At 55.4% G+C, this 23,074-nt stretch carries 21 protein-coding genes and 2 pseudogenes; 10 read left to right on the top strand and 13 right to left on the bottom strand.

Translation table 11 applies throughout. The annotated features are described in order from the left end of the window. Window positions 1–43: 43 nt before the first annotated feature. The 3 genes from ATG98_RS05865 to ATG98_RS05855 form a co-directional block, all read right to left on the bottom strand. Window positions 44–634 carry a TRAP transporter small permease gene (locus ATG98_RS05865; protein WP_098419889.1) on the bottom strand — a complete coding sequence of 197 codons (591 nt, stop codon included), beginning with the start codon at window positions 632–634 and terminating at the stop codon, window positions 44–46. A gap of 124 nt (window positions 635–758) precedes the next feature. Continuing rightward, complete coding sequence (gene dctP / locus ATG98_RS05860) at window positions 759–1,784, bottom strand: TRAP transporter substrate-binding protein DctP (RefSeq protein ID WP_098422378.1); 1,026 nt, start codon at window positions 1,782–1,784, stop codon at window positions 759–761. Window positions 1,785–1,922: 138 nt separating this feature from the next. After that, window positions 1,923–2,462, bottom strand: coding sequence for a YqiA/YcfP family alpha/beta fold hydrolase (locus tag ATG98_RS05855; protein WP_098422377.1), 540 nt, complete (start codon window positions 2,460–2,462; stop codon window positions 1,923–1,925). A 151-nt stretch (window positions 2,463–2,613) separates the two neighbouring features. Here ATG98_RS05855 and ATG98_RS05850 point away from each other — a divergent pair. Both ATG98_RS05850 and ovoA read left to right on the top strand, forming a co-directional pair. After that, a pseudogene (locus ATG98_RS05850) lies at window positions 2,614–2,976 on the top strand (glutathione peroxidase); the annotation flags it as partial. Between the two features lie 158 nt (window positions 2,977–3,134). Further along, a complete protein-coding gene (gene ovoA / locus ATG98_RS05845) occupies window positions 3,135–5,315 on the top strand; it encodes a 5-histidylcysteine sulfoxide synthase (protein WP_098422376.1) in 2,181 nt (726 codons plus the stop codon). Window positions 5,316–5,365: 50 nt separating this feature from the next. Here ovoA and nfsA read toward each other — a convergent pair whose 3' ends face one another. Together nfsA and ATG98_RS05835 are read right to left on the bottom strand one after the other, a co-directional pair. Further along, entirely contained in the window at window positions 5,366–6,151 is a 786-nt protein-coding gene (nfsA, locus tag ATG98_RS05840; RefSeq protein ID WP_098422375.1) for an oxygen-insensitive NADPH nitroreductase, read from the bottom strand. A gap of 106 nt (window positions 6,152–6,257) precedes the next feature. Continuing rightward, complete coding sequence (locus ATG98_RS05835; protein ID WP_098422374.1) at window positions 6,258–7,307, bottom strand: cytochrome-c peroxidase; 1,050 nt, start codon at window positions 7,305–7,307, stop codon at window positions 6,258–6,260. Window positions 7,308–7,632: 325 nt separating this feature from the next. On the opposite strand from ATG98_RS05835, the gene ttrB reads away from it, so the two are divergent. The 3 genes from ttrB to ATG98_RS05820 are packed head-to-tail and all read left to right on the top strand — an operon-like array spanning window position 7,633 to window position 12,664. Then, window positions 7,633–8,412 (top strand): tetrathionate reductase subunit TtrB, encoded by a 780-nt coding sequence (gene ttrB, locus ATG98_RS05830; RefSeq protein ID WP_098422373.1) that lies wholly within the window; start codon window positions 7,633–7,635, stop codon window positions 8,410–8,412. Continuing rightward, on the top strand, window positions 8,393–9,502 hold the full coding sequence (gene nrfD, locus ATG98_RS05825; protein ID WP_098422372.1) for an NrfD/PsrC family molybdoenzyme membrane anchor subunit: 1,110 nt from the start codon (window positions 8,393–8,395) through the stop codon (window positions 9,500–9,502). The genes ttrB and nrfD overlap by 20 nt, the downstream gene beginning before the upstream one ends. Window positions 9,503–9,562: 60 nt before the next feature. Then, on the top strand, window positions 9,563–12,664 hold the full coding sequence (locus tag ATG98_RS05820) for a molybdopterin-dependent oxidoreductase (protein WP_098422371.1): 3,102 nt from the start codon (window positions 9,563–9,565) through the stop codon (window positions 12,662–12,664). Window positions 12,665–12,747: 83 nt separating this feature from the next. Here the strand turns inward: ATG98_RS05820 and ATG98_RS05815 are convergent, their stop codons facing one another. After that, the gene (locus ATG98_RS05815; protein WP_098419883.1) at window positions 12,748–13,311 is read right to left on the bottom strand and encodes an NADPH-dependent FMN reductase; all 564 of its coding nucleotides are present in this window, start codon (window positions 13,309–13,311) and stop codon (window positions 12,748–12,750) included. A 113-nt stretch (window positions 13,312–13,424) separates the two neighbouring features. Here ATG98_RS05815 and ATG98_RS05810 point away from each other — a divergent pair, with 113 nt between their 5' ends. Both ATG98_RS05810 and ATG98_RS05805 read left to right on the top strand, forming a co-directional pair. Continuing rightward, entirely contained in the window at window positions 13,425–13,736 is a 312-nt protein-coding gene (locus ATG98_RS05810) for a BrnT family toxin (RefSeq protein ID WP_098419882.1), read from the top strand. Beyond that, entirely contained in the window at window positions 13,711–13,983 is a 273-nt protein-coding gene (locus ATG98_RS05805; RefSeq protein ID WP_098419881.1) for a BrnA antitoxin family protein, read from the top strand. The genes ATG98_RS05810 and ATG98_RS05805 overlap by 26 nt, the downstream gene beginning before the upstream one ends. 14 nt (window positions 13,984–13,997) lie before the next feature. Here ATG98_RS05805 and dsbG read toward each other — a convergent pair whose 3' ends face one another. Further along, entirely contained in the window at window positions 13,998–14,825 is an 828-nt protein-coding gene (gene dsbG, locus ATG98_RS05800) for a thiol:disulfide interchange protein DsbG (protein ID WP_098419880.1), read from the bottom strand. 40 nt (window positions 14,826–14,865) lie between these two features. Next, window positions 14,866–15,678 (bottom strand): TlpA disulfide reductase family protein, encoded by an 813-nt coding sequence (locus tag ATG98_RS05795; protein ID WP_098422370.1) that lies wholly within the window; start codon window positions 15,676–15,678, stop codon window positions 14,866–14,868. A gap of 87 nt (window positions 15,679–15,765) precedes the next feature. Between ATG98_RS05795 and ATG98_RS21805 the strand changes: the two genes are divergently transcribed. Then, on the top strand, window positions 15,766–15,933 hold the full coding sequence (locus ATG98_RS21805; protein ID WP_179888061.1) for a hypothetical protein: 168 nt from the start codon (window positions 15,766–15,768) through the stop codon (window positions 15,931–15,933). Window positions 15,934–16,008: 75 nt separating this feature from the next. Here the strand turns inward: ATG98_RS21805 and ald are convergent, their stop codons facing one another. The 3 genes and pseudogenes from ald to ATG98_RS05780 all read right to left on the bottom strand — a co-directional run bounded on the left by ald (window position 16,009) and on the right by ATG98_RS05780 (window position 19,133). Continuing rightward, window positions 16,009–17,133, bottom strand: a complete 1,125-nt coding sequence (gene ald / locus ATG98_RS05790; RefSeq protein ID WP_098422369.1) for an alanine dehydrogenase — start codon at window positions 17,131–17,133, stop codon at window positions 16,009–16,011. A gap of 312 nt (window positions 17,134–17,445) precedes the next feature. After that, a pseudogene (locus ATG98_RS21970) lies at window positions 17,446–18,858 on the bottom strand (sodium:solute symporter family protein). 95 nt (window positions 18,859–18,953) lie between these two features. Next, window positions 18,954–19,133, bottom strand: a complete 180-nt coding sequence (locus tag ATG98_RS05780) for a hypothetical protein (protein WP_098422368.1) — start codon at window positions 19,131–19,133, stop codon at window positions 18,954–18,956. Between the two features lie 386 nt (window positions 19,134–19,519). Here ATG98_RS05780 and ATG98_RS05775 point away from each other — a divergent pair, with 386 nt between their 5' ends. Next, window positions 19,520–20,302, top strand: a complete 783-nt coding sequence (locus ATG98_RS05775) for a substrate-binding periplasmic protein (RefSeq protein ID WP_098419876.1) — start codon at window positions 19,520–19,522, stop codon at window positions 20,300–20,302. 156 nt (window positions 20,303–20,458) lie between these two features. Then, window positions 20,459–21,373 carry an AEC family transporter gene (locus tag ATG98_RS05770; protein ID WP_098422367.1) on the top strand — a complete coding sequence of 305 codons (915 nt, stop codon included), beginning with the start codon at window positions 20,459–20,461 and terminating at the stop codon, window positions 21,371–21,373. On the opposite strand, the gene ATG98_RS05765 is transcribed toward ATG98_RS05770, so the two are convergent. After that, window positions 21,357–22,100, bottom strand: a complete 744-nt coding sequence (locus ATG98_RS05765; protein ID WP_098421749.1) for an ABC transporter permease — start codon at window positions 22,098–22,100, stop codon at window positions 21,357–21,359. The genes ATG98_RS05770 and ATG98_RS05765 overlap by 17 nt on opposite strands. Next, window positions 22,100–23,047 carry an ABC transporter ATP-binding protein gene (locus ATG98_RS05760; protein ID WP_098419874.1) on the bottom strand — a complete coding sequence of 316 codons (948 nt, stop codon included), beginning with the start codon at window positions 23,045–23,047 and terminating at the stop codon, window positions 22,100–22,102. The genes ATG98_RS05765 and ATG98_RS05760 overlap by 1 nt, the downstream gene beginning before the upstream one ends. Between the last annotated feature and the right edge of the window lie 27 nt (window positions 23,048–23,074).

The following is a 23,074-nucleotide window of genomic DNA, read 5'->3' as shown; positions in this document are numbered from 1 at the left end:
GCCTTTTGTGGTCTGCTCAGGGTCTTGTCTGATTCGGGCTGCTTTAAACTTCGGTTTCGGTCTCTGCATAGCCGTCCACCACACCGGTGGATAAGTACACGTCTTTGCTGGTTACGTTTTTGACGGCGGTTAGCAAATACTGAATGCCGGTAACGGCAAAACCGATGGGTGCCCAGATGTAGATCATCCAAATGTCTATGCCCAACGCGGGTAGTATCCGACCGCGATCGTACAAAGTGACGATGTAGCCGAAGGAGTGATAACACAGGAAGAACATCATCGCGGCCGTAAACAGCGCGATGATAATCATCAGCACTTTGCGGCCCTTGGCGGGAAAGGCGTCGTAAATCGCAGACATGCGAATATGGCGTCCGTGGCGGGCTGCGTAGCCAATGCCGGCGAAGGTGACCAGAATAATGAGGATACGGTTGATCTCGCCCGAGAAAAACATGCCTTCGCCGAATACGAAGCGGGCAATCACGTTCACGCAGGTGTTCAGTGCCATCAAAATAATGCCGGCGGCAAGTATTACCGCCTCGGTTTTAGCAATCCACTCATCGATGATGCCCAAAAAGCCGGGTAGTCCCGAGTCATAATGGCCAGTGTCGTCTAAATCCGGGGAGTTCTCGGTCATGGGCTATGCTCCGGAGTGGCAAAGTCTCGGCCGGTAGGGGGGAAACCCCGGCTGGGCGGGGTGAGTTTTTGGGCCCCGCAGGCAAGTGCCCGCGAGGCCAGGGGCTGCAAAAAATAACGATCCGTTATTTTTGGACGTCTTGCAAATCCTGCTTGAATTGGTTCAGCAGCTTTTGACCACTATCGCCGGCCATTTCAACAAACTTGGCCTCGACCTGCGGGGCGCGCTTGCGGAACACGTCGATCTGCTCTTCGGTCAGGCGTGTAACGGTGACTTCGTCACTGCTAGCCTGGATTTTTGCCAGAGCTTCATCCGCCAGGCCGTCGATATGAACAAGAATTTCTTCAAAGGCGTGGTCAGATGCTTTATTCACCAACTCTTTGTCTGCATCTGAAAGGCCGTTGTAGAAATTCTGGTTGGCCATCATTGCGGTGGTGAACCAGCCGTGACCGGTAAAGACCAGGTTAGGTGACACTTCGTAAAGACCGCCGGACTGAATCCAGAAAATCGGGTTTTCCTGGCCCTGAAGCATATTGGTCTGCAGCGCGCCGTAAACTTCACCCCAAGGCAAGGGCGTAGGCGTGGCGCCAAAAGCGGAGTAGGTTTCCGACAGCAACGGGTTAGTCATCACGCGAATCTTCTTATTTTGCAGCTCTGCCGGGGTCGTAAAGGGCTCGTCGAGCGTGACGACCATTTCACCTTCCGGATACATCTGCAGCAACTTCAAGCCGTTTTCTGCGTAAAGTTTAGGGAAGTCTTCGTTGATAGCCTTACTTTCACGGAAAAAGGTAACCACCGTTCCCATGTCTGTAGGCAACAGATACGGGATAAAGAAAATTTGCGCTTCTGGAATCAGGGCCCCGGTAAAACCGGGCGACTGGTTTACAAAATTCAGAATGCCGGCCTGGGTCTGCTCCATGATGTCATCAGACTCGCCCAGTTCACCGAAGCGGTAAACTTGTACCGTGTTTTTGGAGTTGTCTTCGATGTATTCTTTAAAGCTGTAAGCGAAAACGTCCTGAACATCGCCTTCGTATTCTTCATGGGCGTAACGCCAATTGGCAGCGTTCACCGAATTCGCTGCGGTGAGGGCCGCAAACGTCAGTGCTGAAATACCGGCCAGTTTCTTGAATTTACTCATGCTGCTCATCGCGTAATCTCCGCTTCTTTTTCTGAATTGGTTATTCTTCTGTCTTTAGACTGGCAAAACACAGAGTGAAGCGCAAGTTTACGGATAAAAACTTAAGCTTCGCTTGCTGTCTTTTTTCTAGTCAATAACTTCTTGGTATTAAGGCGTATTATGGCCTTTCAGGCATGCTAATAAAAAACGTTCAAACTCTTGGGTTATTCGCTGTAAGCTGTTTTCGAGCCGGTGGCCATCGTTCAGCACAATGGCGCTGATGCCTTGCTGTTGAGCCAACTCCAACACAGGCATTACTGGTACAACGTGATCTTCCCAGCCATGAATAATTTGGCTGAAAGTGGCACAAATCTGCGGCCTGGATTGTGGATAGCCCATGAGTGCCAGCGCAGGGGCTAATAGAAAACAGCCCAGTACCGGGGTCAATGCGCTCGTTTGCGCACACACCCAGCCGCCCATGCTGGACCCTGCCAATACGGTGCGCTGAGGATCAGCCCCAGACCGCTTTATGGCTGTCTGCATCTGCTTCAGGCGGGTTGTCGGGTCTTTACTGCTGCGATGGTCTACCGCTTCGGCCACCACGCCCGGGTATTTTTCCGCGACCGCTTTCATAGTTTGAATCTTAGTACTGTCGGGGCCACTTTCCAGTCCGTGGGACAGAAATACGTGAAAAATTGGTAATGTCATGGTTTGGCTCCTGAGGATTTATTTGTTTCCCGGCGGCAAAGAGCGGCGGCGCAGCAAACCGTTGCGGTCGTGAGCCCGTAACTTCTTCTACTATTAGTAAGAATAACAGGATACGCATTATGTTCAGGTGGCCAGTCAGCAGTTACACTGCTTTTGTGGTTTTACCAACCAGTTCGAAGGCCTTGAACAGCTGCATCAGCGTTATGGTAAAGAAGGCCTGGTGGTGGTTGGTTTTGCCAGCAACGATTTTCGTCAGGAGGCAGACACCGAAGAGGAAGCGGCCACCATCTGTTTCAAAAATTTCGGCGTTACCTTCACCATGATAGCCCCCGGGTCGGTCACCGGTGCCGGCGCAACGCCTGTGTTCGCCCATATTAATCAACAGAGCCAGCCGCCGCGGTGGAATTTCACAAAATACCTGTTGAACGATCGCGGCCAGGTAGTGGGGTCTTTCTCAAGCAGCGTGCGCCCTGGCGACAAACAGGTAACGCAGGCGGTGGAATCTGTACTCTGATGCAGAAAATGTCCGCGTCGAATGAAGCTGTTTCCCGGGCATCAGCGTACATTTCCCCCAATCAGTATTTGCCCGCGGGTCATTTCCCTGAGGGTACTTCAGAGTTTAAGGTTAACCCGCTGAAATAATTAGAATTAGAAAGGAATCAGGAGAGAATTGTGACTGAAAAAACCGCTGAGTTGGTTGCCGCGCCGGACCCTGCCATCAAGCCGGCTGAGCTGTTCAGCCGCACGGTCAACCTGGCCGAGGGTAATGTGCAGCAAAAACGCGAGGAAATCGAGCGCTCTTTTTGCGACACTTTTGACACCTATGAATCACTGTTTACAACGCTGGCCGTTGAAGAGGCTTATTTTAAGAAGTCGATACCGCTGCGCCATCCGCTGATGTTTTATTTGGGCCATACAGCGACTTTCTTTGTGAACAAGCTGGTGCTGGCGAAAATTCTGCCCGAGCGCATTGACCCAGAGATGGAGTCGATTTTTGCGGTGGGCGTGGATGAAATGAGTTGGGACGACCTGAACGAAGACCACTACGCCTGGCCTAAGGTTTCGGCGGTTATGGCCTATCGTCAGAAAGTTCGGGCCATGGTGGTGGATCTCATCCGCACCTTGCCCTTGCAGTTGCCGGTGGGTTGGAAGAGCCCGTTATGGCCGATTTTGATGGGCATCGATCACGAGCGCATTCACATGGAGACCTCATCGGTGCTGATTCGCCAGCAAAAGCTGCAGTATGTGCAGCCGCAGCCAGAGTGGGCGCCCAACACCCAAAGCGGGGAAGCTCCGCAGAACGAGCTGCTGCCGGTGGCGGCGGGCGATGTGGCGTTGGGCCTGCCAGCTGATAGTGATTACTATGGCTGGGACAATGAATATGGCCGCCATCAAGCCAGCGTAGACGCGTTTGATGCGTCAAAATATTTGGTGAGCAATCAGGAGTTTCTGGAATTCGTTGAAGCCGGCGGCTACAGCAAAGATGCTTACTGGAGCGAAGAAGGCTTGGGCTGGCGCGCATTTGCTAAGGCCAGCCACCCCACTTTCTGGGTGTGGCGCAATCAATGGTTTCTGCGGTTAATGACCGAAGAAGTTGAAATGCCGTGGGATTGGCCCGCGGAAGTGAATTACCACGAAGCCAAAGCCTTCTGCGAATGGAAAACCGTGGATGGTGGCCGCCCGGTACGCCTGCCCACCGAAGACGAATGGCACCGCCTGGTCGACGTGGCTCAGGTAGCGGAAGTAGGCGCCGGGCCCGCAGCGGCCAACTTGCATCTGGACCATGGCGCGTCTTCCTGCCCGGTTACTCGCTTCCGCCACGGCCAGTGGTTTGATGTCGTCGGTAACGTGTGGCAGTGGACTGAAACGCCGATGTATCCGTTTGCCGGGTTTGAGGTGCATCCGTTGTACGATGATTTCACCACACCCACATTTGATAATCGCCACAACCTGATTAAAGGCGGGTCGTGGATTTCTTGCGGTAACGAGGCGCGGCTCAGTGCCCGCTATGCGTTCCGCCGCCATTTCTTCCAGCATGCGGGATTCCGCTATGTGGCTTCGGAGGCCGAATTGAAGAACCCCAGCGCGTATTACGAAAACGATGTCATTCTTGCCCAGTACTCGGAATTTAATTTCGGCGAAAACTGGCACGGTGAAGCCAACTTTCCCAAAGAACTGGCGATGGCGGGTATCGCAGCCCTCGACGAGCGCTCAGCGGCTGACCAAAGTGGCGTAAGCTACGGCCGCGCCCTGGATATCGGCTGCGCTTGCGGCCGCACCAGTTTTGAGTTGGCTACCCGCTTTGAGCATGTGGACGGCATCGACTTTTCAGCCAATTTCATCCAGAAAGGAGTGGAGATGGCAGAACAGAAGGTGATTCGCTATGCCCGCCCGGAAGAGGGTGACCTGGTGAGTTACCACGAGCGCACCCTAGAGGAATTGGGCCTGACCGAGTCTGCCGAGCGTGTGGTGTTCCATCAGGGCGACGCTTGTAACCTGAAACCGTTGTTCAACAACTATGACCTGATTGTGGCTGGCAACCTGATTGACCGCCTGTACGATCCGGCGCAGTTTCTGACTCGCATTCACGAGCGTCTGAACGACAACGGCGTGCTGGTGATTGCATCGCCCTATACCTGGCTGGAGGAATACACTCCGAAGGACAAGTGGGTAGGTGGTTACAAGAAAGACGGCGAAAACTACAGCACTCTGGACGGTTTGAAAGACTTGCTGGCGCCGCATTTCCGTTTGATGAGCGCGCCGCGCAGCCTGCCGTTCGTGATTCGCGAGACCCGCAATAAATACCAGCACAGCCTGTCAGAGCTAACAGTGTGGGAGAAGGTTACGCCCTGATACGGGAACCAGGGACAGATTTAAAATCTGTCCCCGATTTTCTATACCGCCTACTGCCGACCCAAGCCGCGTTTTTCTAGAAACTCCTTCAGATGCAGGCGCAGCTTGCTGGTGAACAGGGGTTTAAGCTGCTTCGACCAGTTGCTGGACTTATTACCGCCGAGGCGCTCGCTGTAATAAGTTTCCATAGTGGCGTCAAAGCCATCAATCAGCTCGCTGTCTTGCTCGCTGTTGTAACTGTCCGTTTTCACGATGACGCTAAGTGGCAGGCGTGGCTTCACCTGGGGATCCTGGTCCGGATAACCCAGACACAGGCCGAATACCGGATACACCTGATCGGGCAGGTCCAGCAGGTCGCTGACGGCAGCCGGATCATTACGAATACCACCGATGTAGCAAATGCCCAGCCCTTCAGATTCTGCTGCCACCACAAGGTTCTGCGCCATCATTGCTGCGTCTATGCTGGCCACCAGCAACTGCTCGGTGGTGCCGGTAATTATCTCGGCGCCAGCTCTTGCGGCAGCTTCGGTCGGGCGCTTCATATCGGCGCAGAACACGAAAAAGTCCGAGGCGGAAGCGACGTAGCCTTGGCCACCGGTCAGCTCTACCAAACGCTCGCGCTTGGCGGTATCGACGACGTGAAGCAGCGTGTAAGCCTGCACGTGGCTGGAGGTGGCGGCGCATTGGCCGGCGTGTAGCAGGTTAGACAGCAGCTCGGCCGGAATCTTCTGGTCAGTAAACTTGCGAATGGAACGGTGGCGGCTAAGCAGGTCAAGCACCGGGTTGACGGACGATGCTGATGCGGATTCTGAAGGGGTAGGTGCGGTAACAGTCATAAAGCCTCGTAAGCTGAAAAAACACCGTCGTACCCTTGTGTATGTTGAAGCAGGATACGGCGATGTTTGTAGATGCCGGTTTTCCGGTCAGCTTACTACGGCCAGTTTACGGTGTCATTGGGTCTGGGCGCGGTGTGCTGTCAGTGCTTGGTGGCAGTTCCGGATATTGTACGGCCGGAATTTTGCCGGTCAAGGTTTTCAGAAACGCGGTAATGGACTTCACATCATCCTCTGCAAGCTCGGAACCCAGCTGCGCGGTGCCCATTACGGAAACCGCTTCTTCCAGGCTCCAGACCGCGCCAGAGTGGAAGTAAGGCGCCGTCAGCTCAATGTTGCGCAGAGGCGCCGCACGGAATACATACTCATCGGTTGCGGTTGCCGTAACGGCAAAGCGACCTTTATCGCCGGTGGGTAGAATATCGGCGCCTGGTTTGGTCACAAGGCCGAACGGGTAATAGCCCTGGCCGCCTAGATTAGTGCCGGCGTGACAGGCCACGCAGCCCTTGTTCATAAACAACGCTAAACCTTCTTGCTCTTCCGCATTCAGAGCGCCGGTGTCGCCGCGCAGGTATTTGTCGAAGTTGGAGTCGGGAGTAATCAGGGTTGCTTCGAAGGCTTCAATGGCGGTTGCCATGTTGTCAAACGACACCGGGCTTTCCTGGCCCGGAAAGGCCTGGCGGAAGCGCTCAACGTAGTCGGGCATGCTGTTCAGAGTGTCTTCTACCCGCTCCGGCGTGCTGCCCATTTCTACGCCAGCCTGTATTGGACCTTTGGCCTGCTCGGCCAGGTCAGCGGCGCGGCCATCCCAAAACTGGGCAGCGTTAAATACCGCGTTGAACACGGTGGGTGAGTTGCGCGGGCCTTTTTGCCAGCCGTGGCCGATAGACACTGGAAGGTAGTCGTGCCCGCCCATGCCAACGTTGTGACAGGTGTTGCAACTGATCAAATGGCTGGCCGACAGGCGCGGTTCAAAAAACAGCATCTTGCCCAGCTCAATTTTGGCGTCGGTCATTTCGTTGCCGTCAATTACCGGAGGGTACTGGGGAATGGCACTGAACATAGCGGCGGCTTTTTGCTGCAGGTCATCAGCGGCAGCGACACCTGCCACCATACCCAAGCCAGCAATTATGGCGATTGCTAATGGACGTTTTTTCATAACACTATTCCTTGTTGCATATTGATCTCTTATCGCCGGTTTTTGTAACCGATCTGTCTTATTCGCTAATTTAACAAAATGTTAAGAAAGCACACCGTTTGAACGCTAAAAGATAGCGTCGAGTTGATTGGTGTCAATTGATGCAAATGGTGCAGAGATTTTGATGCAAACCCCGTATTGGCGGGATTTGCCGGCACTTCGTACTTGTGACTATTTGTTGTACCTCTTGCGGTGAAACTTGATAGTGGTCAAATAAAGCGTTGAACCAAATGTTAGCCTGCTTACTAAACATTCCCGTCAGCTTTGACCACACGCCGGAGAACCCATGGACACCACGCGCCGAGCTCTGCTGGGGCAAATGGCCAAGCTCACCGCGGGCGCTGCCCTGGTGCCGCTGAGTAGCATTGCTGCTGCCGGTATTAATGACCAACCCCCAAGGCGTGAGGGCGACCCCACTAAGCGTTACGCCATGTTGATTGATTTGCGCGCCTGTATTGGCTGCCAGGCCTGCACTGTGTCGTGCCACATTGAAAACGAGGCGCCCCTAGGTAGTTTCCGCACCATCGTGTCCCAGTACGAAGTGGAGCACGAAGACAGCGGCGACATAGCCACGTTCATGTTGCCGCGCTTGTGTAACCACTGTGACTCACCGCCCTGCGTGCCGGTTTGCCCGGTTCAGGCTACCTTCCAGCGTGAAGATGGCATTGTGGTGGTGGATAACGACGTCTGCGTCGGCTGCGCCTACTGCGTACAGGCTTGCCCGTATGACGCCCGCTTTATTAACGAACACACTCAAACCGCTGACAAGTGCACTTTCTGTGCCCACCGTCTGGACGTGGGCTTGTTGCCAGCCTGTGTGGAATCCTGCGTGGGCGGTGCCCGTATTATTGGCGATATTCGTGACCCGAACAGCCGGATCAGCCAGATGATTGCTGAACACTCAAAAGAACTGATGGTATTGAAACCCGAGCAGGGCACCTCTCCCCATGTGTTCTATCTGGGTATGGATGACCGTTTCATATCACGCCCCGACGCCAAGCCGGCACTCTGGGATGTGCGCGACCCACAAGGTGAGGAGATGGGCTATGAATTCCATGGTCATTGAGGTTTTAACACCGCGTTATGCTATGGCCTGGTATCCCTGGGCGGTGCAGTACTTTTTTATGATCGCCATTTCCTACTCGGCGTTGATGCTGACCGTGCCTGGTTTGCTGCTGGGCAAACAGCGGTTTTTACCGTTGGCTAAAATTGCCCTGCTGGTCAGCGTTAGCTGCACTCTGGTGGGCCCGGTAGCCCTGTTGGCAGACTTGCACCAGCCGCTAAGGTTCTGGCACTTCTACACCAACATCACGCCCTGGTCCTGGATGTCTATTGGCAGTTTATTGTTGCCGCTGTATCTGGTTTTGGTGGTCGCTTACGCCTGGTTGGCCTGGCGCCCTGCGATGCAGGAACAGGCTCAGGAAGACGGCTGGATGGCTAGAGTATCTGGCTGGATTGCCCTGGGTCAGTGGCAGGCGCCGCGTTGGATGCTGGTGCTGGCTGGTTTGGGCGCGCTGGTATTTTCGTTTGGCATCATGCTCTACACCGGCGCCGAAGTGGCGGTTCTTCAATCCCGTCCGCTGTGGCATACCGAGTGGCTACCAGTGATGTTTGTGATCACCGGGCTGATTGCCGCGGCGGGTCTGATATTGCTACTGAACCGGTTGATGACCGGCAACGACGAAGACGTGAACCTCCAGGGTCTGACGGTGATCTTTGTCGGCATGATATTGGCGGCAGTGGTTGCGGCCCTGTGGCTGACCGAGGGCATTACCGGTTACAGCCCGTCGGTTCAGGAAGCTTTTGCCTCTGTTAAAAACTCGCCCCAGTGGACCGCCGTTGCGGTGTGGGGCCTGCTGGCCGGTATCGCGCTGGCACTGTCAGCGGCGGTGTTGCTGAAAAAACAAAGCTGGCTGGGTTTTGGCTGGCTGGTAGGTTTACTGGCGCTGCACGTGGGCTGGACCTTCCGCTGGATGGTTCTGATGGAAGTGCAGACCGTGGCCAAGAACACGGCTGGTTACTACCAATACGCCATCGAAGCCGGCTCTTACGGATTTATGGGCATTATCGGCACCTTTGGCCTGTGGCTGGCGGCCCTGTTGATTATCGACATCCTGGTGCCCTGGAAAAAAGGCATGCAGGTGCGCGCACACTGATTTTCGGCCCAGGCTGCCGCCGCAATAACGTCCGCAGCCGGCGTCTTGAGGAGTTTATAAATGGACAAGAATCGTCGTAATCTGATCAAAGGTGCTGCCGCCGCTGGCGGTATAGCAGCGTTTGGGGCCGGCTATTACGGTCCGCTGGAAAAAATGGGCAAGGGCCTGATTAACGGCACCGCCGGTAAGAAAACCGCCGACCGCCTGCACGGCAACAGCTTGTCGCCGGAATACAGCGTAGACCCGCAAACCGGCGAGATTACACTCAACCCGGACCAGCGCATTGCCTTTACCGTGTGCTACGGCTGCACCACCCAGTGCGGCGTGCGGGTGCGTATTGATAACAATGAGGAAAAAGTTCTGCGGGTGTCGGGTAACCCTTACCACCCGCTGTCTGCAGACGAGCATCTGGACGAAGACATCCCGGTGCTGGACGCCCTCAAGGGCCTGAGCAGTTTTCAGGATCAGGGCCAGCTCAACCGCTCCACCGCCTGCGCCCGCGGCAACGCCGCCATGGCTCAGCTCACCAGCGACAAGCGGGTATTGCAGTGCCTGAAGCGGGTGGGTCCTCGCGGCAGTGGCCAGTGGCAGACCGTTTCATTCGAGCAGCTGCTGGACGAGATTGTGGAAGGCGGTGACCTGTTTGCGGAAGGCGCGGTAGAAGGCCTGCGCGCCATTCGCGACGTTGAAACCCCGCTGGACGCCAACAACCCCGAATACGGTCCCAAAGCCAACCAGCTGCTGATGATGGAGGCCACCGACTACGGCCGTTCCGCACTGCTCAAGCGCTTTGCCTTTAACGCCTTTGGTACCCGCAACTACGGCCATCATGGCGCTTATTGTGGCCTGGCGTTCCGCATGGGTTCTGGCGCGCTGATGAACGATCTGGCTAAAAACGCCCACGTGAAACCAGACTTCGCCAATACAAAATTTGCCCTGTTTATTGGTACCGCACCCAGCCAGGCCGGTAACCCGTTCAAGCGTCAGGGCCGCTTGCTGGCGCAAGCCCGTAGCACTGGCTCTTTGGAATACGTGGTGGTAGACCCGGCCCTGAACGCGGCCGCATCCCACGCCGCCAGCGATCGTAATCGTTGGATTTCCATTCTGCCGGGCACCGACACCGCGCTGGCCATGGGCCTGATTCGCTGGATGCTGGAAAATAACGGCTACGCGGCGGATTACCTGGCACTGCCGGGCAACACCGCGGCCAACGCCGCCGGCGAAGCAGGGCACAGCAATGCCACCCACCTGGTGATTGATGACGACAGCCACCCACGGGCCGGCCACTTTCTGCGTTTGTCTGACCTTGGCCAGGCCGAAGCAGGATCTGAAAGCGATCACCCTGTGGTGGTCAATAACGCCGGCGATCTTGAAAGCGCCGAAGCCGCCAGCCGTGGGCAGTTGTTTGTGGAGCGCCAGGTGGACACTGCAAATGGCAGCGCCACCGTGCGCAGCTCGCTGTTCAAATTGCGCCAGCAGGCACAGGCCCACAGCATTGAGGAGTACGCGGATTACTGTGGCATAGAGGCCGTTACCATAAAGGCCCTGGCTAAGCGCTTTGCCCGTTTTGGCCGCCAGGCCGCAGCGGACGCTCACGGCGGCATGATGTCCGGCTCTGGCTTTTATGCCTCCTGGGGCGTGAATATGCTCAACTTGCTGGCCGGAAGCTACAATCAGAAAGGCGGCATGGCCGTGGGTGGTGTCAAGTACAACGGCATGGGCAGTGGCCCGCGCTACGATCTGGACGGCTTCCCCGGCAAGATCGGCCCCAAGGGCGTGTTTTTGTCGCGTTCGCGTTTCCCCTACGAGAAAACCTCGGAATACAAACGCCATGTGGCCAACGGAGAATTGCCGTATCCGGCCAAAGCCCCCTGGCGCAAGCTGGCACCGCCGATTCTGACCGAGCACCTGTTATCCGGTATTGACGGCTACCCGTATCACATCAAAGCCATGATCGGAGTAATGGCAAATCCGCTCTACGGCCAGGCGGGCCTGACCGAGATGATTGAAAGCAAGCTGAAAGATCCGAAAAACATTGGCCTGTACGTGGCTGTGGACGGCTTTATCAACGAAACCAACCGTTACGCCGATTACATTGTGCCGGATTCGGTCATGTACGAAGTCTGGGGCTTCACCGGCGCCTGGAGTGGCACCGTGACCAAAATGACCACCGCCTGCTGGCCGGTGGTTGAGCCACGCCAGGCAAAAACCGCCGCCGGTGAGCCGGTCAGCATGGACAGCTTCTTTATCGAGTTGGCCAAACGGCTTGATTTACCGGGCTTTGGCGACAACGCCATCGCCGGCGCCGACGGCAAGAACCATCCGTTGAACCGCGCTGAAGACTACTATTTAAGGGCGGCGGCGAACATTGCGCTGGCAGGTAAACCACTGGCAGATGCCTCCGCAGAGGACATCCACGCATCCGGTATTGAGCCGTTAATGAAGCGTTTGCAAGGCACTCTGGCGGCGGACGAAGTGGGCCCGGTGGCGCACCTGTACTCCCGCGGTGGTCGCTTCGAGAAAATGAAAAAGGCTTATGACGGTCAGAAACTCGGCCACACCTGGACTCGCCCGCTGTGCGTGTACAACGAAGAGGTGGGCACCACCATCGACAGCTACAGCGGTAAACGCCTTGTGGGTACGCCCATGTTCCATCCGCCCAGGTTCTGGGACGGCTCGGCGTTGCGGGATCATTTTACCCAGGAAGACTGGCCGCTGTTGGCGTTCTCGTTCAAGTCCAACCTGATGAACTCCTATGCTATTGGTCTGGAACGGCTGCGCATGATCAAACCTTATAACCCGGTACTGCTGCACTACAAAGATGCCGAAAAATACGGTGTGAAACACGGTGACGCCATCGCCATTGAGAGCCCCGGAGGCAGGGTGATTGCCTTGGCTCTGGTGGGTGAGCACGTACACCAGGGAGCGTTGGGTATCGAGCATGGCTACGGTCATCGCGAACTGGGCGCGGGTACCCATGTGATTGATGGCGAGAAGCGCCCGGGCAACGAATACCTGGGCGCTGGCGTGAACCTGAACGATCTGGGCTTTGCCGACCCCACCCGTAAAAGCGGAACCGCCACTTGGCTGGAAAACGTCAGTGGCGCCTCGGTGCGCCAGGGTTTGCCGGTACGTATCAGCGTGGTGAACGACCTGATTTGACTCGGTAGACCTAACCCGGTGCTATCAAAAAAGGCAGAGCCGAAGCTCTGTTTTTTGCATTTTTAAAGCGGGTGAATGCGGTGTTATCGCATGGCTTTCAGGCCTTTGGCCCATTTCTCAAGCTCCACCAGCAGGTCAGTGGCAGACGGATCAATCAGCTCGTTAGAATGAAACACTTTACTGTCATCAATCTGGTTCCAGGCCATGGGCACCATCACCCCTTCTACCATAGGCATCATTTTCAGGGTGGTGACCAGTTGCCGCGCCAGCAGGGCTGCACGCACGCCGCCGGCGGCACCGCCATAGCTGACGAAGCCACAGGGCTTGTAATTCCACTCGGTGTACACGTAGTTCAGAGCGTTCACGAATGACGGCGGCGGGCAGAAATTGTATTCCGGCATCACGAATACGAAAGCATCTGCGCTGTTCACACTGGCAGCCCAGTTACGGGTATGTTCGTGCTCGTAAATGCCTGTCGCGGGGTGTTTGGCTTCGTTGTAAACCGGAAGTTCGAAATCGGCCAGGTCTACCAACTGGCAGTCAAATGCAGAATGTTCACGGGCGTACTCCAGGAACCACTGGGCAATCGACGGCCCTATGCGGCCAGGGCGGGTGCTACAGGTCACAATGTTCAGTGTCAGTGTCATAAAAACTCCTGTTGATTTGCAGCGTGAAGTAACGATTTTGTTTATTGAACGTCGCCGCGTCTGCATTGGTTAGAACCTGTTGACGCCTGCGTATATGTTGATAATATACATTTATGATCAATTGGGCACAAATTACTGGCTTTAACTGGGACGATGGCAACTCCCGGAAAAATTCAGAGAAACATCACGTCAGCCAGTCTGAGGCGGAAGCCATTTTCTTTAATGAGCCGCTTTTGGTGTTGGAAGACTCCAAGCACAGCCAAGCCGAAGTCCGTTTACATGCCCTTGGTGAAACAGATGATGCGAGACTGCTGCACATTACTTTCACGCTAAGGCATAACGATGCACTGATTCGAGTAATTTCCGCCCGCGACATACACCGCAAAGAGAGGGCTGTTTATGAGCACGCTAAAAAAGATGCCTGAGTTCAAATCAGAAGCGGAAGAACGAGAGTTCTGGGAAGCTCACGACTCCTCCGATTACCTGGACTGGAATCAGGCAAAACCGGCGTCCTTCCCGAAGTTGAAGCCGTCAACCAAGACGATCTCGCTCCGCTTGCCCGAAACTCTCCTTGATCGGATCAAAATCGAGGCTAACAAGCGGGATATGCCCTATCAATCGCTGATCAAGGCTTGGCTTGCAGACGATGTCAACGACAACCGCCGGGCCTGAGGTGCTAACAGCAATCAGGGCTGGGCACTTCCCATCACTGTAGGCATGTCTTCGGGGCGCGGTAAGCCCTGCTGCATCTGGATCTGATCATTTTCATCTTTGTAATAGGTGCTGGGGGTGGCGCTCAGCCCCAGTTCGCCCATCAAACGGTTATTTGCGGTAATGCGTTTGTTGTTGGCACTGACCAGCTCGCGGTTCACCTCTATGCCGCCGTTGTTGTAACTTTGCTGGTTGTCGCGCAGGGCGGCCTGGGGGTCGTCTGCGCCCAGAATGGTGGCGGCTTTAGATAGGCTATCCTCGCGCAGTATGCCCACCATCACGTGTCGTAGTTGCACTTTTCCGGCATCAATCCAGGGCTCTGCCGCCTGGCGGAAACGATGGCAGTAAGGGCAGTTGGGATCGGTAAAGGTATACACGATGACCGGCGCATCGGCGCTGCCATCAAGTACCCAGGCGCTCTCTTCCATTTGCGCCCAGGCTTTCTGGTTCAGCGGCCCTTGTACCAGTTCCTGGATTTTTGGTTCAGTGAGGTTGTCGCCATTAGCATTTAGCATGGGGCCAACAATAATATGGTCGCCGTCGGGAGTCAGGTAGAACGCCACTGGCCGACCCTGCATGTCGCCGGCGTAGCCGGTCAGGCCGCCGGGTGCTTCGAAACTGTCAGCAATGGACACGCCGCGGTCAATCAACAACTGCACCGCAGGCGGGTAGCTTTCCTGGGCGAGGGCGATGCCACTAGCGCCCAGAGTGGCGGCGGCCAGTGCCGCCATTAGCGATGGCTGCCAGCGGCCTGGTTTGTGGATTGCAAATGCGCTGGCTGTAAAGGTGGCGGGTGAAGCCATAACAATTCTCTCCTATAGGGTCAGATACGTTGATTACGGCTCAGGGAGCCTCAAGCTGTTCCAGATTGCTGGCTAGGGTGGCATTGGACAGCTCGCCTATATGAGCATCCACCTGTCGGCCTTCAGCGTTATAAAACAAGGTAGTAGGCAGGCCGTGGCTGCCTGTATTGCGGCCAAGGCTACCGCTGAAATCGGTCATCAGGTTATTCAGGGTTAGGCCCTGCTCTTGCATAAAACGGCGAATTGTTTCCGGTCGCTCACCCTGATTTACAAACACAAAGGCCACACCGGGATTGTCTTTCTGTGCCTGCTCCAACACGGGCATTTCGCGAATGCAGGGCGGACACCAGGTGGCCCACAGATTCACCACCATGGGCGTGCCCGGCGCCAGTTCAGACAATTGTATGGGCTTGCCATCAAGAGTGGCGAGGCTGGCTTGGGGCAAGCTGGCGGTTTGCTGCTCCATTAGGGCGATTAACCCGGCAATTGTGCCCCAACTGATCAGGCCCGCTGTCATGGCAATGGCCAGTGGGCGACGTATTCGCGCGTGCCGACGCATTCGCCAGGCTGCAAATACCAAGGCTCCGGCGATACCGGCCAGCACGCTGAAACCGCCATCGCGAATATCAATAATGCCCAGCAGGTCATCGCGATAGTATTCAAAGTAAAGCGCAACAAAGCCAATGCGCGCGCTCAGCAGGGCTACCAGGAAAATATCCGCCAGGGTGCCGGCGATGGGGACACCTTCTTTACGCCCGGCTATAGCACCGATTATAAGCGCTACTACAAAGGCGAATAGCAGCAGCAGATGGCCCATGGGCAAGCTTAGTGGCCCCAGATTCACGGAAAGCATCCTTACTCCTTAAAAATGACAGCAGTTGGCGCGGTGTGACTCGCAACAGAGCGGGGAGTTCCCCTGTTCGGTGCAGCCGTCGCAACTTTGACCATTGCGCTGGACCTGACAAAAACCATCGGCTTTTTTGCGCTTAATGGTCTTGTTTTTGATCAAGGAGTAAATCAGTCTCAATCATCTGTCGAATCTTTTTCATCGGTAAATAGAGAGTTTCTTGGCCATGAAACGATCGCCCGATTTCTTGAAAATCGTTAAGAGCGCACTAAGCAACCCACCGATCGAAAGTGAACTCGGTGCGGGTGGGTCACACTGCTTGACTGGCGCGCTGTCTCAATCGATCAACTTCAGTCCCTGTGTCGGACTGATGGACTCGATTCCTTGCGCAACGCCTACAGATGGACAGGTAAGCTGGCCTTTCACAACGTTTAGCCCGTTCAGCAGGTGTTCATTGTCTTCCAGGGCCTTGCGCGGGCCTTTATTGGCGATCTGCAACACATAAGGCAGCGTCGCATTGTTAAGGGCATAAGTAGACGTTCGGGCAACGGCTCCGGGCATATTGGCAACGCAGTAGTGCACCACACCGTCCACCACATAAGTGGGATCGGCATGAGTGGTCGGTTTTGACGTCTCAAAACAGCCGCCCTGGTCAATGGCAACATCTACGACCACTGAACCTGGCTTCATTCTCGATATCAGCTCACGAGTCACCAGTTTAGGCGCCGCCGCCCCGGGAATCAGCACACCACCAATGACAACATCCGCTTGCAGTACCGCTTCCTCAACCGTCTTAACACAGGAAAACAAGGTCTGAACCCGGTTTTCAAAAATCGCATCAAAGCGTCTCAGCACCTCCATGGACTTATCCAGCACCAGTACGCGAGCGCCCATGCCCACCGCCATCTGCGTCGCAGCGAAGCCCACCACGCCACCACCAATGATCGTCACTGTCGCCGCCTGCACTCCGGGCACGCCACCCAACAACAAACCCCGTCCACCCTGAGACTTTTCCAGACACCGAGCCCCAGCTTGAATGCTCATACGCCCGGCAACTTCCGACATGGGGGCCAGCAACGGCAAACCGCCTTTTCCGTCGGTCACGGTCTCATACGCGATGCAGGTGGCCCCGCTCTCCAACAAATCTTTGGTTTGCGCAACATCCGGGGCAAGGTGCAGGTAGGCAAACAACGTATGGTGAGAGCGAAGCAAAGCTCGCTCGCTGGGTTGGGGTTCTTTTACTTTTACGATCAGTTCAGCCTGCCCAAACACTTCCTCCGCAGAAGCCACAAGACTTGCACCGGCAGCCAAGTATTGCTCATCCGTAAAATCAATGCCCGCACCGGCACTGGCCTGAACCACCACCTGATGACCGTGGGCGACTAACTCCTGGACAGCTTGGGGCCCTAAACCAACGCGGAATTCATTATTCTTAATTTCCTTTGGTACACCAATAATCATAGTCACTCTCCTGTTCAGGCCACGATTACCCATGACCCATAGCACGAATACAAGTGTATATAGATGCGGCAAAATTAAACGCTTATTATCTTAAAAAAATTGATAGGCTCGTCTTTATTTTCACGAGAAACACCAAGACTAACTGCTTTGAGACTATTTCCAAGCGAAAGATAAAGGTGAGATGAGAAAACTCGATCGCATCGATTTGGCCATTTTAGACGAACCGCAGGCCGTTGAAACGCAACTATCAGGGCGTCGTCGCAATGGCTTCTGGGTTTTATGGTTGCTGATGTAATGAAACGTCAACAGCGCCTAGACGTTCTTAACCGCCGGGTTGAAACTGACTGCAGGTTGAGCCGTTTTACGATGGCTGTTGGCCGCCTTTAGGAACTCGTCAGCTACCGCAGTGGGAGCCTTGGTGAGCAGGCTGACACCAATAAACAACAGCGTTGAGAGCGGAACGCCCCAGATACCTGCCGGGATTCCCAGTACCTTGCCGCCATTGATGTACGCATAGATCACGAACAGGCCGGTACCGATCACGCTGACGAGCACGCCAGCTGCAGTACCGCGACGCCAGTAGAAGGCGCCGATGATCGCCGGAACCATGACTGCCAGACCCGAAGAGGCAGCAACGGACAATACCGCGATGAGGTTAAGTTCAAGCTGGGCAAAGCCATACGCCAATATTGCGATGATCGGGAGGACGATCTTGCCGATGGTAAGCTGACGCTTTTCGCTAGTGCCAGGTTTGACGTTGGCATAGACGTCCCGGGACAACATGGACGCCAGCGTCAGCATGATGGAGTCGATGGTCGACACGGCGGCCGCCATGATGCCAATCATGACAAGGACGCCCAGCACCGGTGGAATCATGTCAGAAGCGAGCAGCGTTGGCGTGGCCATGTCGGGGTTAGACAGGCCTGGAAAGGCAGCCAGCGCGGTAAAGCCCCAGAGGATGGAAGTCAGGGTGTAGACGAGGCCAAATACCAGGAAGCCTACTAGCATCTGACGCATGGCCTTCAGTGATGAAGGCATAAACAAACGCTGGCTCACTTGGGGATTGGTCAGTGCGAAAAAGAACCAGGAAATGGTCAGGCCGAGGAACGTTACAAAGCTGAACAGCCCGCTGCCGGGGACGGACAAGGACTGCGGATGCTCGATTTCAAGGATGTGGAACAGACCCGAAAAGCCGCCAAGCTCCGAAATTGCCAGCAGGGCAACCAGGGTCGAAACTACGATCATCAGGACTGCCTGCAAGGAGTCGGTTCACATGACCGAGCGAATACCTGCGACGTAAGAGAACAGAATAGCCAGGGCGGTTGCGACCATAAGACCGGTAGTAAAGGGAATCGCGCCACCGGTCATGCCCTGCATCAGATAGCCTACGCCAGACAGTTGAACGGCAGCGTAAGGGATCAGAAACAAGCAACTGGCGACGGAGACGGCCACTGCCACCGGTTTGGATGTGTAGCGGTGGCCCAGCATTTCGCTGGGTGTGACAAAACCGAACGTCTTACCCACCGCCCAGAACTTGGGTCCGAAGACTGCCACCAATGAAACGCCGGCGAAGTAAATGATCTCGAAACCCAAGGCGCCCACGCCACCCTTATAGGTTAGACCGGCAAGGCCCACCATCATGAAAGCGCTGTAGGTCGTTGCGCTGTAGCTCAGCGCAGAGACGAAACCGTTCATTTGTCTGTCACCTAGGAAATAGCTCGACATATTTGCGGCTTTGCCCTGACGAGACAGCACGGCGATGGTGAGGGCGACAAGCACATAAACGCCGACTGACCACCAGATCAATGATTCGCTCATGATCAGTAGTCCTCGAAGTTCTTTGTCATGAAAATGTTAGCGCCGATGATCAGCACACCGATCAGGCTCCAGAATAGAAAACTGCCGTACCAAGTCTGCATGTCCGACAGAACACCGTAGGGAACGACGTAGCACAACACGACCAATAACCAGACGAACCATATCCACTTGCTCGTTTTCATGGGCTTCCTCGCTGTTGAACCGAATCAACATAATTGCTGTGTGTGACGAATTTCTGCCATCGCTTAGGGCTACTTTGAAGCCCTAAGCCTGACAACTGTTGACAATTCACATCGGCAGCCAGAGAAATACGCAAGCCAATGACACAAAGTTTGTTTAAAACCGGCCACTTTGGCGGATACACGACAATGCCAGCCCTATCATATGCACGGCAACCTCAGCCTTAACGGGTGCTTGAGCTGGGACTATAGGTTTTAGCTCGGTATTTCTTTGATGGGCGTCAGAAGTTTGGGCAGATTGGGTTGCAATCAGCAGTGGTTACGGTGTCCAATCCCGCGGTGTGTAAAGTGCAGTTCGTGCACTAAAACCAGTGATAAGGACATGCTGAATGCCGACCGCCATGAATTCTCTGACTGCTTGTGCTGTGAAAGGTCTTAGCTACGGCTTATTGTCGCTGCTGTTATTCAGCGCGACGGCAACCGCTGTGGGTGCTGAGAAACTGTACATTTTTACTGAAAAATACCCGCCCTATAACGACACCTTTTCTGGCAAGGCGGTTGCCCATAATGAAGACGACATCACCGGCATTTGCACTGACATGGTCAAAGCCGCACTGGCTCGGGTTGATTATGATTATATGATGAAAATGCGGGCCTGGAATTACGCGTACAACTGGGTTCAGGGTCGAAAAAATCACGCTTTGTTTTGTACCGCAAAAACCGACGAGCGCGCCAATCAGTTCCAGTGGGTGGGCCCGCTGGCGTCCATTCAGTGGACTTTGTTCGCGGCTCCGGATTCTGACATAACCTTGAATTCGCTGAACGACGCCAAAGACCTTCAAATTGCGGGTTACAAAGGCGATGTGATGTCGGATTATTTAACCGCTCAGGGCTTTAACGTGATTATGGCAGCCTCGGGCGAGGTTAATACCCGCCGCCTGGTGCTGGGCCAGGCGGATCTTTGGGTAACGGACGGCCTGGTGGGCCCTCTGGTGGCCAAGAAAGAATTTGGCGTTAGCGGCCTTAAGCCGGTTCTTACATTCCGTGAAACGCCCATGTATCTGGCGTTCAGCAACGAAACCGACCCCGCCATTGTGGCAGACTTGCAGCAAGCGCTGGACGAAGCCCGGGCCGCAGGTGAACTGGAGCGTATTGTACAGCGTTACCAGTAAACAGCGGGATGCCCGGCTGAACGTCAACTGCGGCTATTCTTTGCTGTAATGCGCACCTTGATAACAATCTTATTTACGATAACCGAAGCACCGGTTGTTCTGCCTGTAAAACTATAGCAAGCTTTGCATTAGTTTTTTCCTCCACAGGGCTGGGCAATGAACGTTTTCTTCAATGCATTGGTGCCGGTTGTTCTGCTGATTACCCTGGGGCACCTTTTTCGCCGCTGGAATTTCCCCGGGCCTGAATTCTGGCCCCAGGCAGAACGTTTTACCTATTACGTTCTGTTTCCCGCCATGCTCGTGTACAAGCTTGGCCAGGCGCACATGGCGCCGTCGGTTTACGCCGATGTTGCCGTGCTGGTTGGCGCAACACTGGCATCCATGACTCTGATACTGGCCATTATCCAGCGCTTTTGGCGCTGGAGTGGCTCGGTGTTCTCGTCGGTGTTTCAAGGTGCTACCCGCTTCAATTCCTACGTCGCACTGGCGGCGGGCGGCATGCTGCTGGGCGATGAGGGCCTGGCACTGACCGCCATTGTGGTCGCTATTATGGTGCCCATGCTGAATCTGCTGTGCATCGTCATGTTTTCGCTGACGACCGCTGGCCAGCGGATACAGTTTCTGCCCGTGCTGCGGATGATCATTACAAATCCATTAATTGTCGGATCGCTACTGGGTATTACCTGGAGTTACTTCGAGCTGGGCTTTCACCCGCTGTTGGCAGGCACCCTGGGGCCACTGAGCAGCCTGGCTTTGCCTATGGGCTTGATGACGGTGGGTGCGGGCCTGCAACTGAACGTGTTGCGCGGCGCTTCGATGCTGTTTGTGACGTCGTCAATTCTTAAGTTACTGGTGATGCCTGTGATTGCCGCGGGCATCGGCTATGTTCTGGGCTTTGAGCTCTTGCTGGTGCAAGTCATGATTCTGCTGGCAGCCTTGCCCACAGCTACCTCGGCTTATATTCTTGCGCGCCAGCTAGGCGGTGATGCACCGCTGATGGCCGGTATCATCAGCGGGCAAACCCTGCTGGCGGTGGTGACCATTCCGTTGATGCTTAGCCTGCTCTGGTAGCCGCGCCAGACCGGGCCCGCTTGTTCTCAAAAGCTTCGAATACACTGTCGGTAGCTAAAGCCAGCAGACCCATCAAGATGGCGCCCTGCAAAATGTAGGCGGTGTTGCCATTCACCAGCCCGGCAATCACCGGATCACCCAGAGTGCGTGCGCCCACGGTAGAGCCAATTGCCGCGGTGGCTATATTGATGGTCACTGAGGTGCGAACCCCCGCTACGATCACCGGCAGTGCCAGCGGCAAGTCTACTTTCAACAGTATCTGGCTGGCTGACATGCCCATGCCGCGGGCCACGTTGCGCACGCGGGCGTCTACCCCTTCCAGACCGCTGATGGTGTTACGCAAAATAGGCAACAGCCCGTAAAGTATCAGCGCCAGAATAATAGGCGTCTCGCCAAAGCCCAACACCGGAACCGCCAATGCCAGCACCGCCACCGGCGGCACGGTCTGGCCGATTGAAGCAACCTGGCTGACCAGAGGGAGAAAATCCCGACCACTGCGGCGGGTCACAAATATGCCTGCGGATACCGCAACAAGGGTGCCTGCGGCGGCCGACAGCAAAACCAGCAGCACGTGATTCTGCAGCAGTGCTAAAAATGACTCGCGCTGATACACCAGCGGCTGAGCGTTGTTTTGCCATTGTTCCAGCCAAGGGGCCAGGGCCGGCAGACCTGCGCTTAACGCAAACAGCATAACGATCAAGGCGGTGGGCGTTAACCAGTTGCGCATCAGGCCAGATCCCCGCATACCTGAGCTCGGGTGACCAGACCAATTTGTACACCTTGGCGATCATAAACGGGAGACTGCTCCAGATTGTGCCAGAGCATCACTGACAATGCCGCACGCAGACTGTCATCGTCGTAGATAGAGGCCTCAGGTACCACGCAAGGACCTGGCGCGATATGCGGCGTCATAACCTGGCCAACCTGCCTCAGAGCCAGCATTTTCAGACCACGATCCTGTTGCCCCACCAGATTCTCGACAAATGTGCTGGCGGGGTGGCGCAGGATGTTGTCCGGCGTGTCGTACTGAATCAGTCGGCCTTGATCCATAACCGCGATGCGACTGGCCAGTTTCAGGGCCTCATCGATATCGTGGGTTACAAACACGATGGTTTTTTTCATCTGGCGCTGAATGCGTAGTACTTCAAGTTGCAGGGTGTCGCGGGTGATGGCGTCCAGAGCGCCGAAGGGCTCGTCCATCAGCAGGATATCGGGGTCTGCCGCCAGTGCGCGGGCAACACCCACGCGCTGGGCCTGACCGCCCGAGAGCTGGCTCGGATACTGATTGCGATACTGGGCCGGCTCAAGATTCAGCAGTTGCAGAAGTTCGTCGGTGCGCTGCTGAATCCGTTGCGGCGCCCACTTCAGTAAGTGGGGTACGGTGGCAATGTTTCGCGCCACCGTCCAGTGTGGAAAAAGCCCGGTGCCCTGAATAACGTAGCCCATGCTCAGACGCAATTCACGGGCGTTCAAGGTATTGATATCTTTGCCATTCACCAGAATATTGCCGCTGCTGATGGGCAGCAGGCGGTTGATCATTTGCAGCGTGGTGGACTTGCCACAGCCCGAACTGCCCACCAGAACGCAGACCTCGCCGGTTTCGACCTTAAGATTAACCGCGCTTACCGCAACGGCGTCGCCGAATCGGCGGGTCAGGTTTTCCAGTTGGATCATGTTCTGCTCACCGTTGTCATAGTGGGT

The organism is Marinobacter sp. LV10R520-4, from assembly GCF_002563815.1.
Lineage (GTDB): Bacteria > Pseudomonadota > Gammaproteobacteria > Pseudomonadales > Oleiphilaceae > Marinobacter.
This window is presented reverse-complemented; position numbering and strand designations above follow the sequence as displayed.

What these genes read in the sequence shown, in the direction of transcription:
- ATG98_RS05765 (WP_098421749.1), bottom strand. Translation starts at nt 22,100, where the DNA reads ATGCGCAACTGGTTAACGCCCACCGCCTTGATCGTTATGCTGTTTGCG.
- ATG98_RS05815 (WP_098419883.1), bottom strand. Translation starts at nt 13,311, where the DNA reads ATGACACTGACACTGAACATTGTGACCTGTAGCACCCGCCCTGGCCGC.
- nfsA (WP_098422375.1), bottom strand. Translation starts at nt 6,151, where the DNA reads ATGACTGTTACCGCACCTACCCCTTCAGAATCCGCATCAGCATCGTCC.
- ATG98_RS05780 (WP_098422368.1), bottom strand. Translation starts at nt 19,133, where the DNA reads ATGAAAACGAGCAAGTGGATATGGTTCGTCTGGTTATTGGTCGTGTTG.
- ATG98_RS05795 (WP_098422370.1), bottom strand. Translation starts at nt 15,678, where the DNA reads ATGCTTTCCGTGAATCTGGGGCCACTAAGCTTGCCCATGGGCCATCTG.
- ttrB (WP_098422373.1), top strand. Translation starts at nt 7,633, where the DNA reads ATGGACACCACGCGCCGAGCTCTGCTGGGGCAAATGGCCAAGCTCACC.
- ATG98_RS05855 (WP_098422377.1), bottom strand. Translation starts at nt 2,462, where the DNA reads ATGACATTACCAATTTTTCACGTATTTCTGTCCCACGGACTGGAAAGT.
- ATG98_RS05770 (WP_098422367.1), top strand. Translation starts at nt 20,459, where the DNA reads ATGAACGTTTTCTTCAATGCATTGGTGCCGGTTGTTCTGCTGATTACC.
- ATG98_RS05810 (WP_098419882.1), top strand. Translation starts at nt 13,425, where the DNA reads ATGATCAATTGGGCACAAATTACTGGCTTTAACTGGGACGATGGCAAC.
- dsbG (WP_098419880.1), bottom strand. Translation starts at nt 14,825, where the DNA reads ATGGCTTCACCCGCCACCTTTACAGCCAGCGCATTTGCAATCCACAAA.
- nrfD (WP_098422372.1), top strand. Translation starts at nt 8,393, where the DNA reads ATGAATTCCATGGTCATTGAGGTTTTAACACCGCGTTATGCTATGGCC.
- ATG98_RS05760 (WP_098419874.1), bottom strand. Translation starts at nt 23,047, where the DNA reads ATGATCCAACTGGAAAACCTGACCCGCCGATTCGGCGACGCCGTTGCG.
- ald (WP_098422369.1), bottom strand. Translation starts at nt 17,133, where the DNA reads ATGATTATTGGTGTACCAAAGGAAATTAAGAATAATGAATTCCGCGTT.
- ATG98_RS05865 (WP_098419889.1), bottom strand. Translation starts at nt 634, where the DNA reads ATGACCGAGAACTCCCCGGATTTAGACGACACTGGCCATTATGACTCG.
- ATG98_RS05820 (WP_098422371.1), top strand. Translation starts at nt 9,563, where the DNA reads ATGGACAAGAATCGTCGTAATCTGATCAAAGGTGCTGCCGCCGCTGGC.
- dctP (WP_098422378.1), bottom strand. Translation starts at nt 1,784, where the DNA reads ATGAGCAGCATGAGTAAATTCAAGAAACTGGCCGGTATTTCAGCACTG.
- ATG98_RS05835 (WP_098422374.1), bottom strand. Translation starts at nt 7,307, where the DNA reads ATGAAAAAACGTCCATTAGCAATCGCCATAATTGCTGGCTTGGGTATG.
- ATG98_RS05805 (WP_098419881.1), top strand. Translation starts at nt 13,711, where the DNA reads ATGAGCACGCTAAAAAAGATGCCTGAGTTCAAATCAGAAGCGGAAGAA.
- ATG98_RS05775 (WP_098419876.1), top strand. Translation starts at nt 19,520, where the DNA reads ATGCCGACCGCCATGAATTCTCTGACTGCTTGTGCTGTGAAAGGTCTT.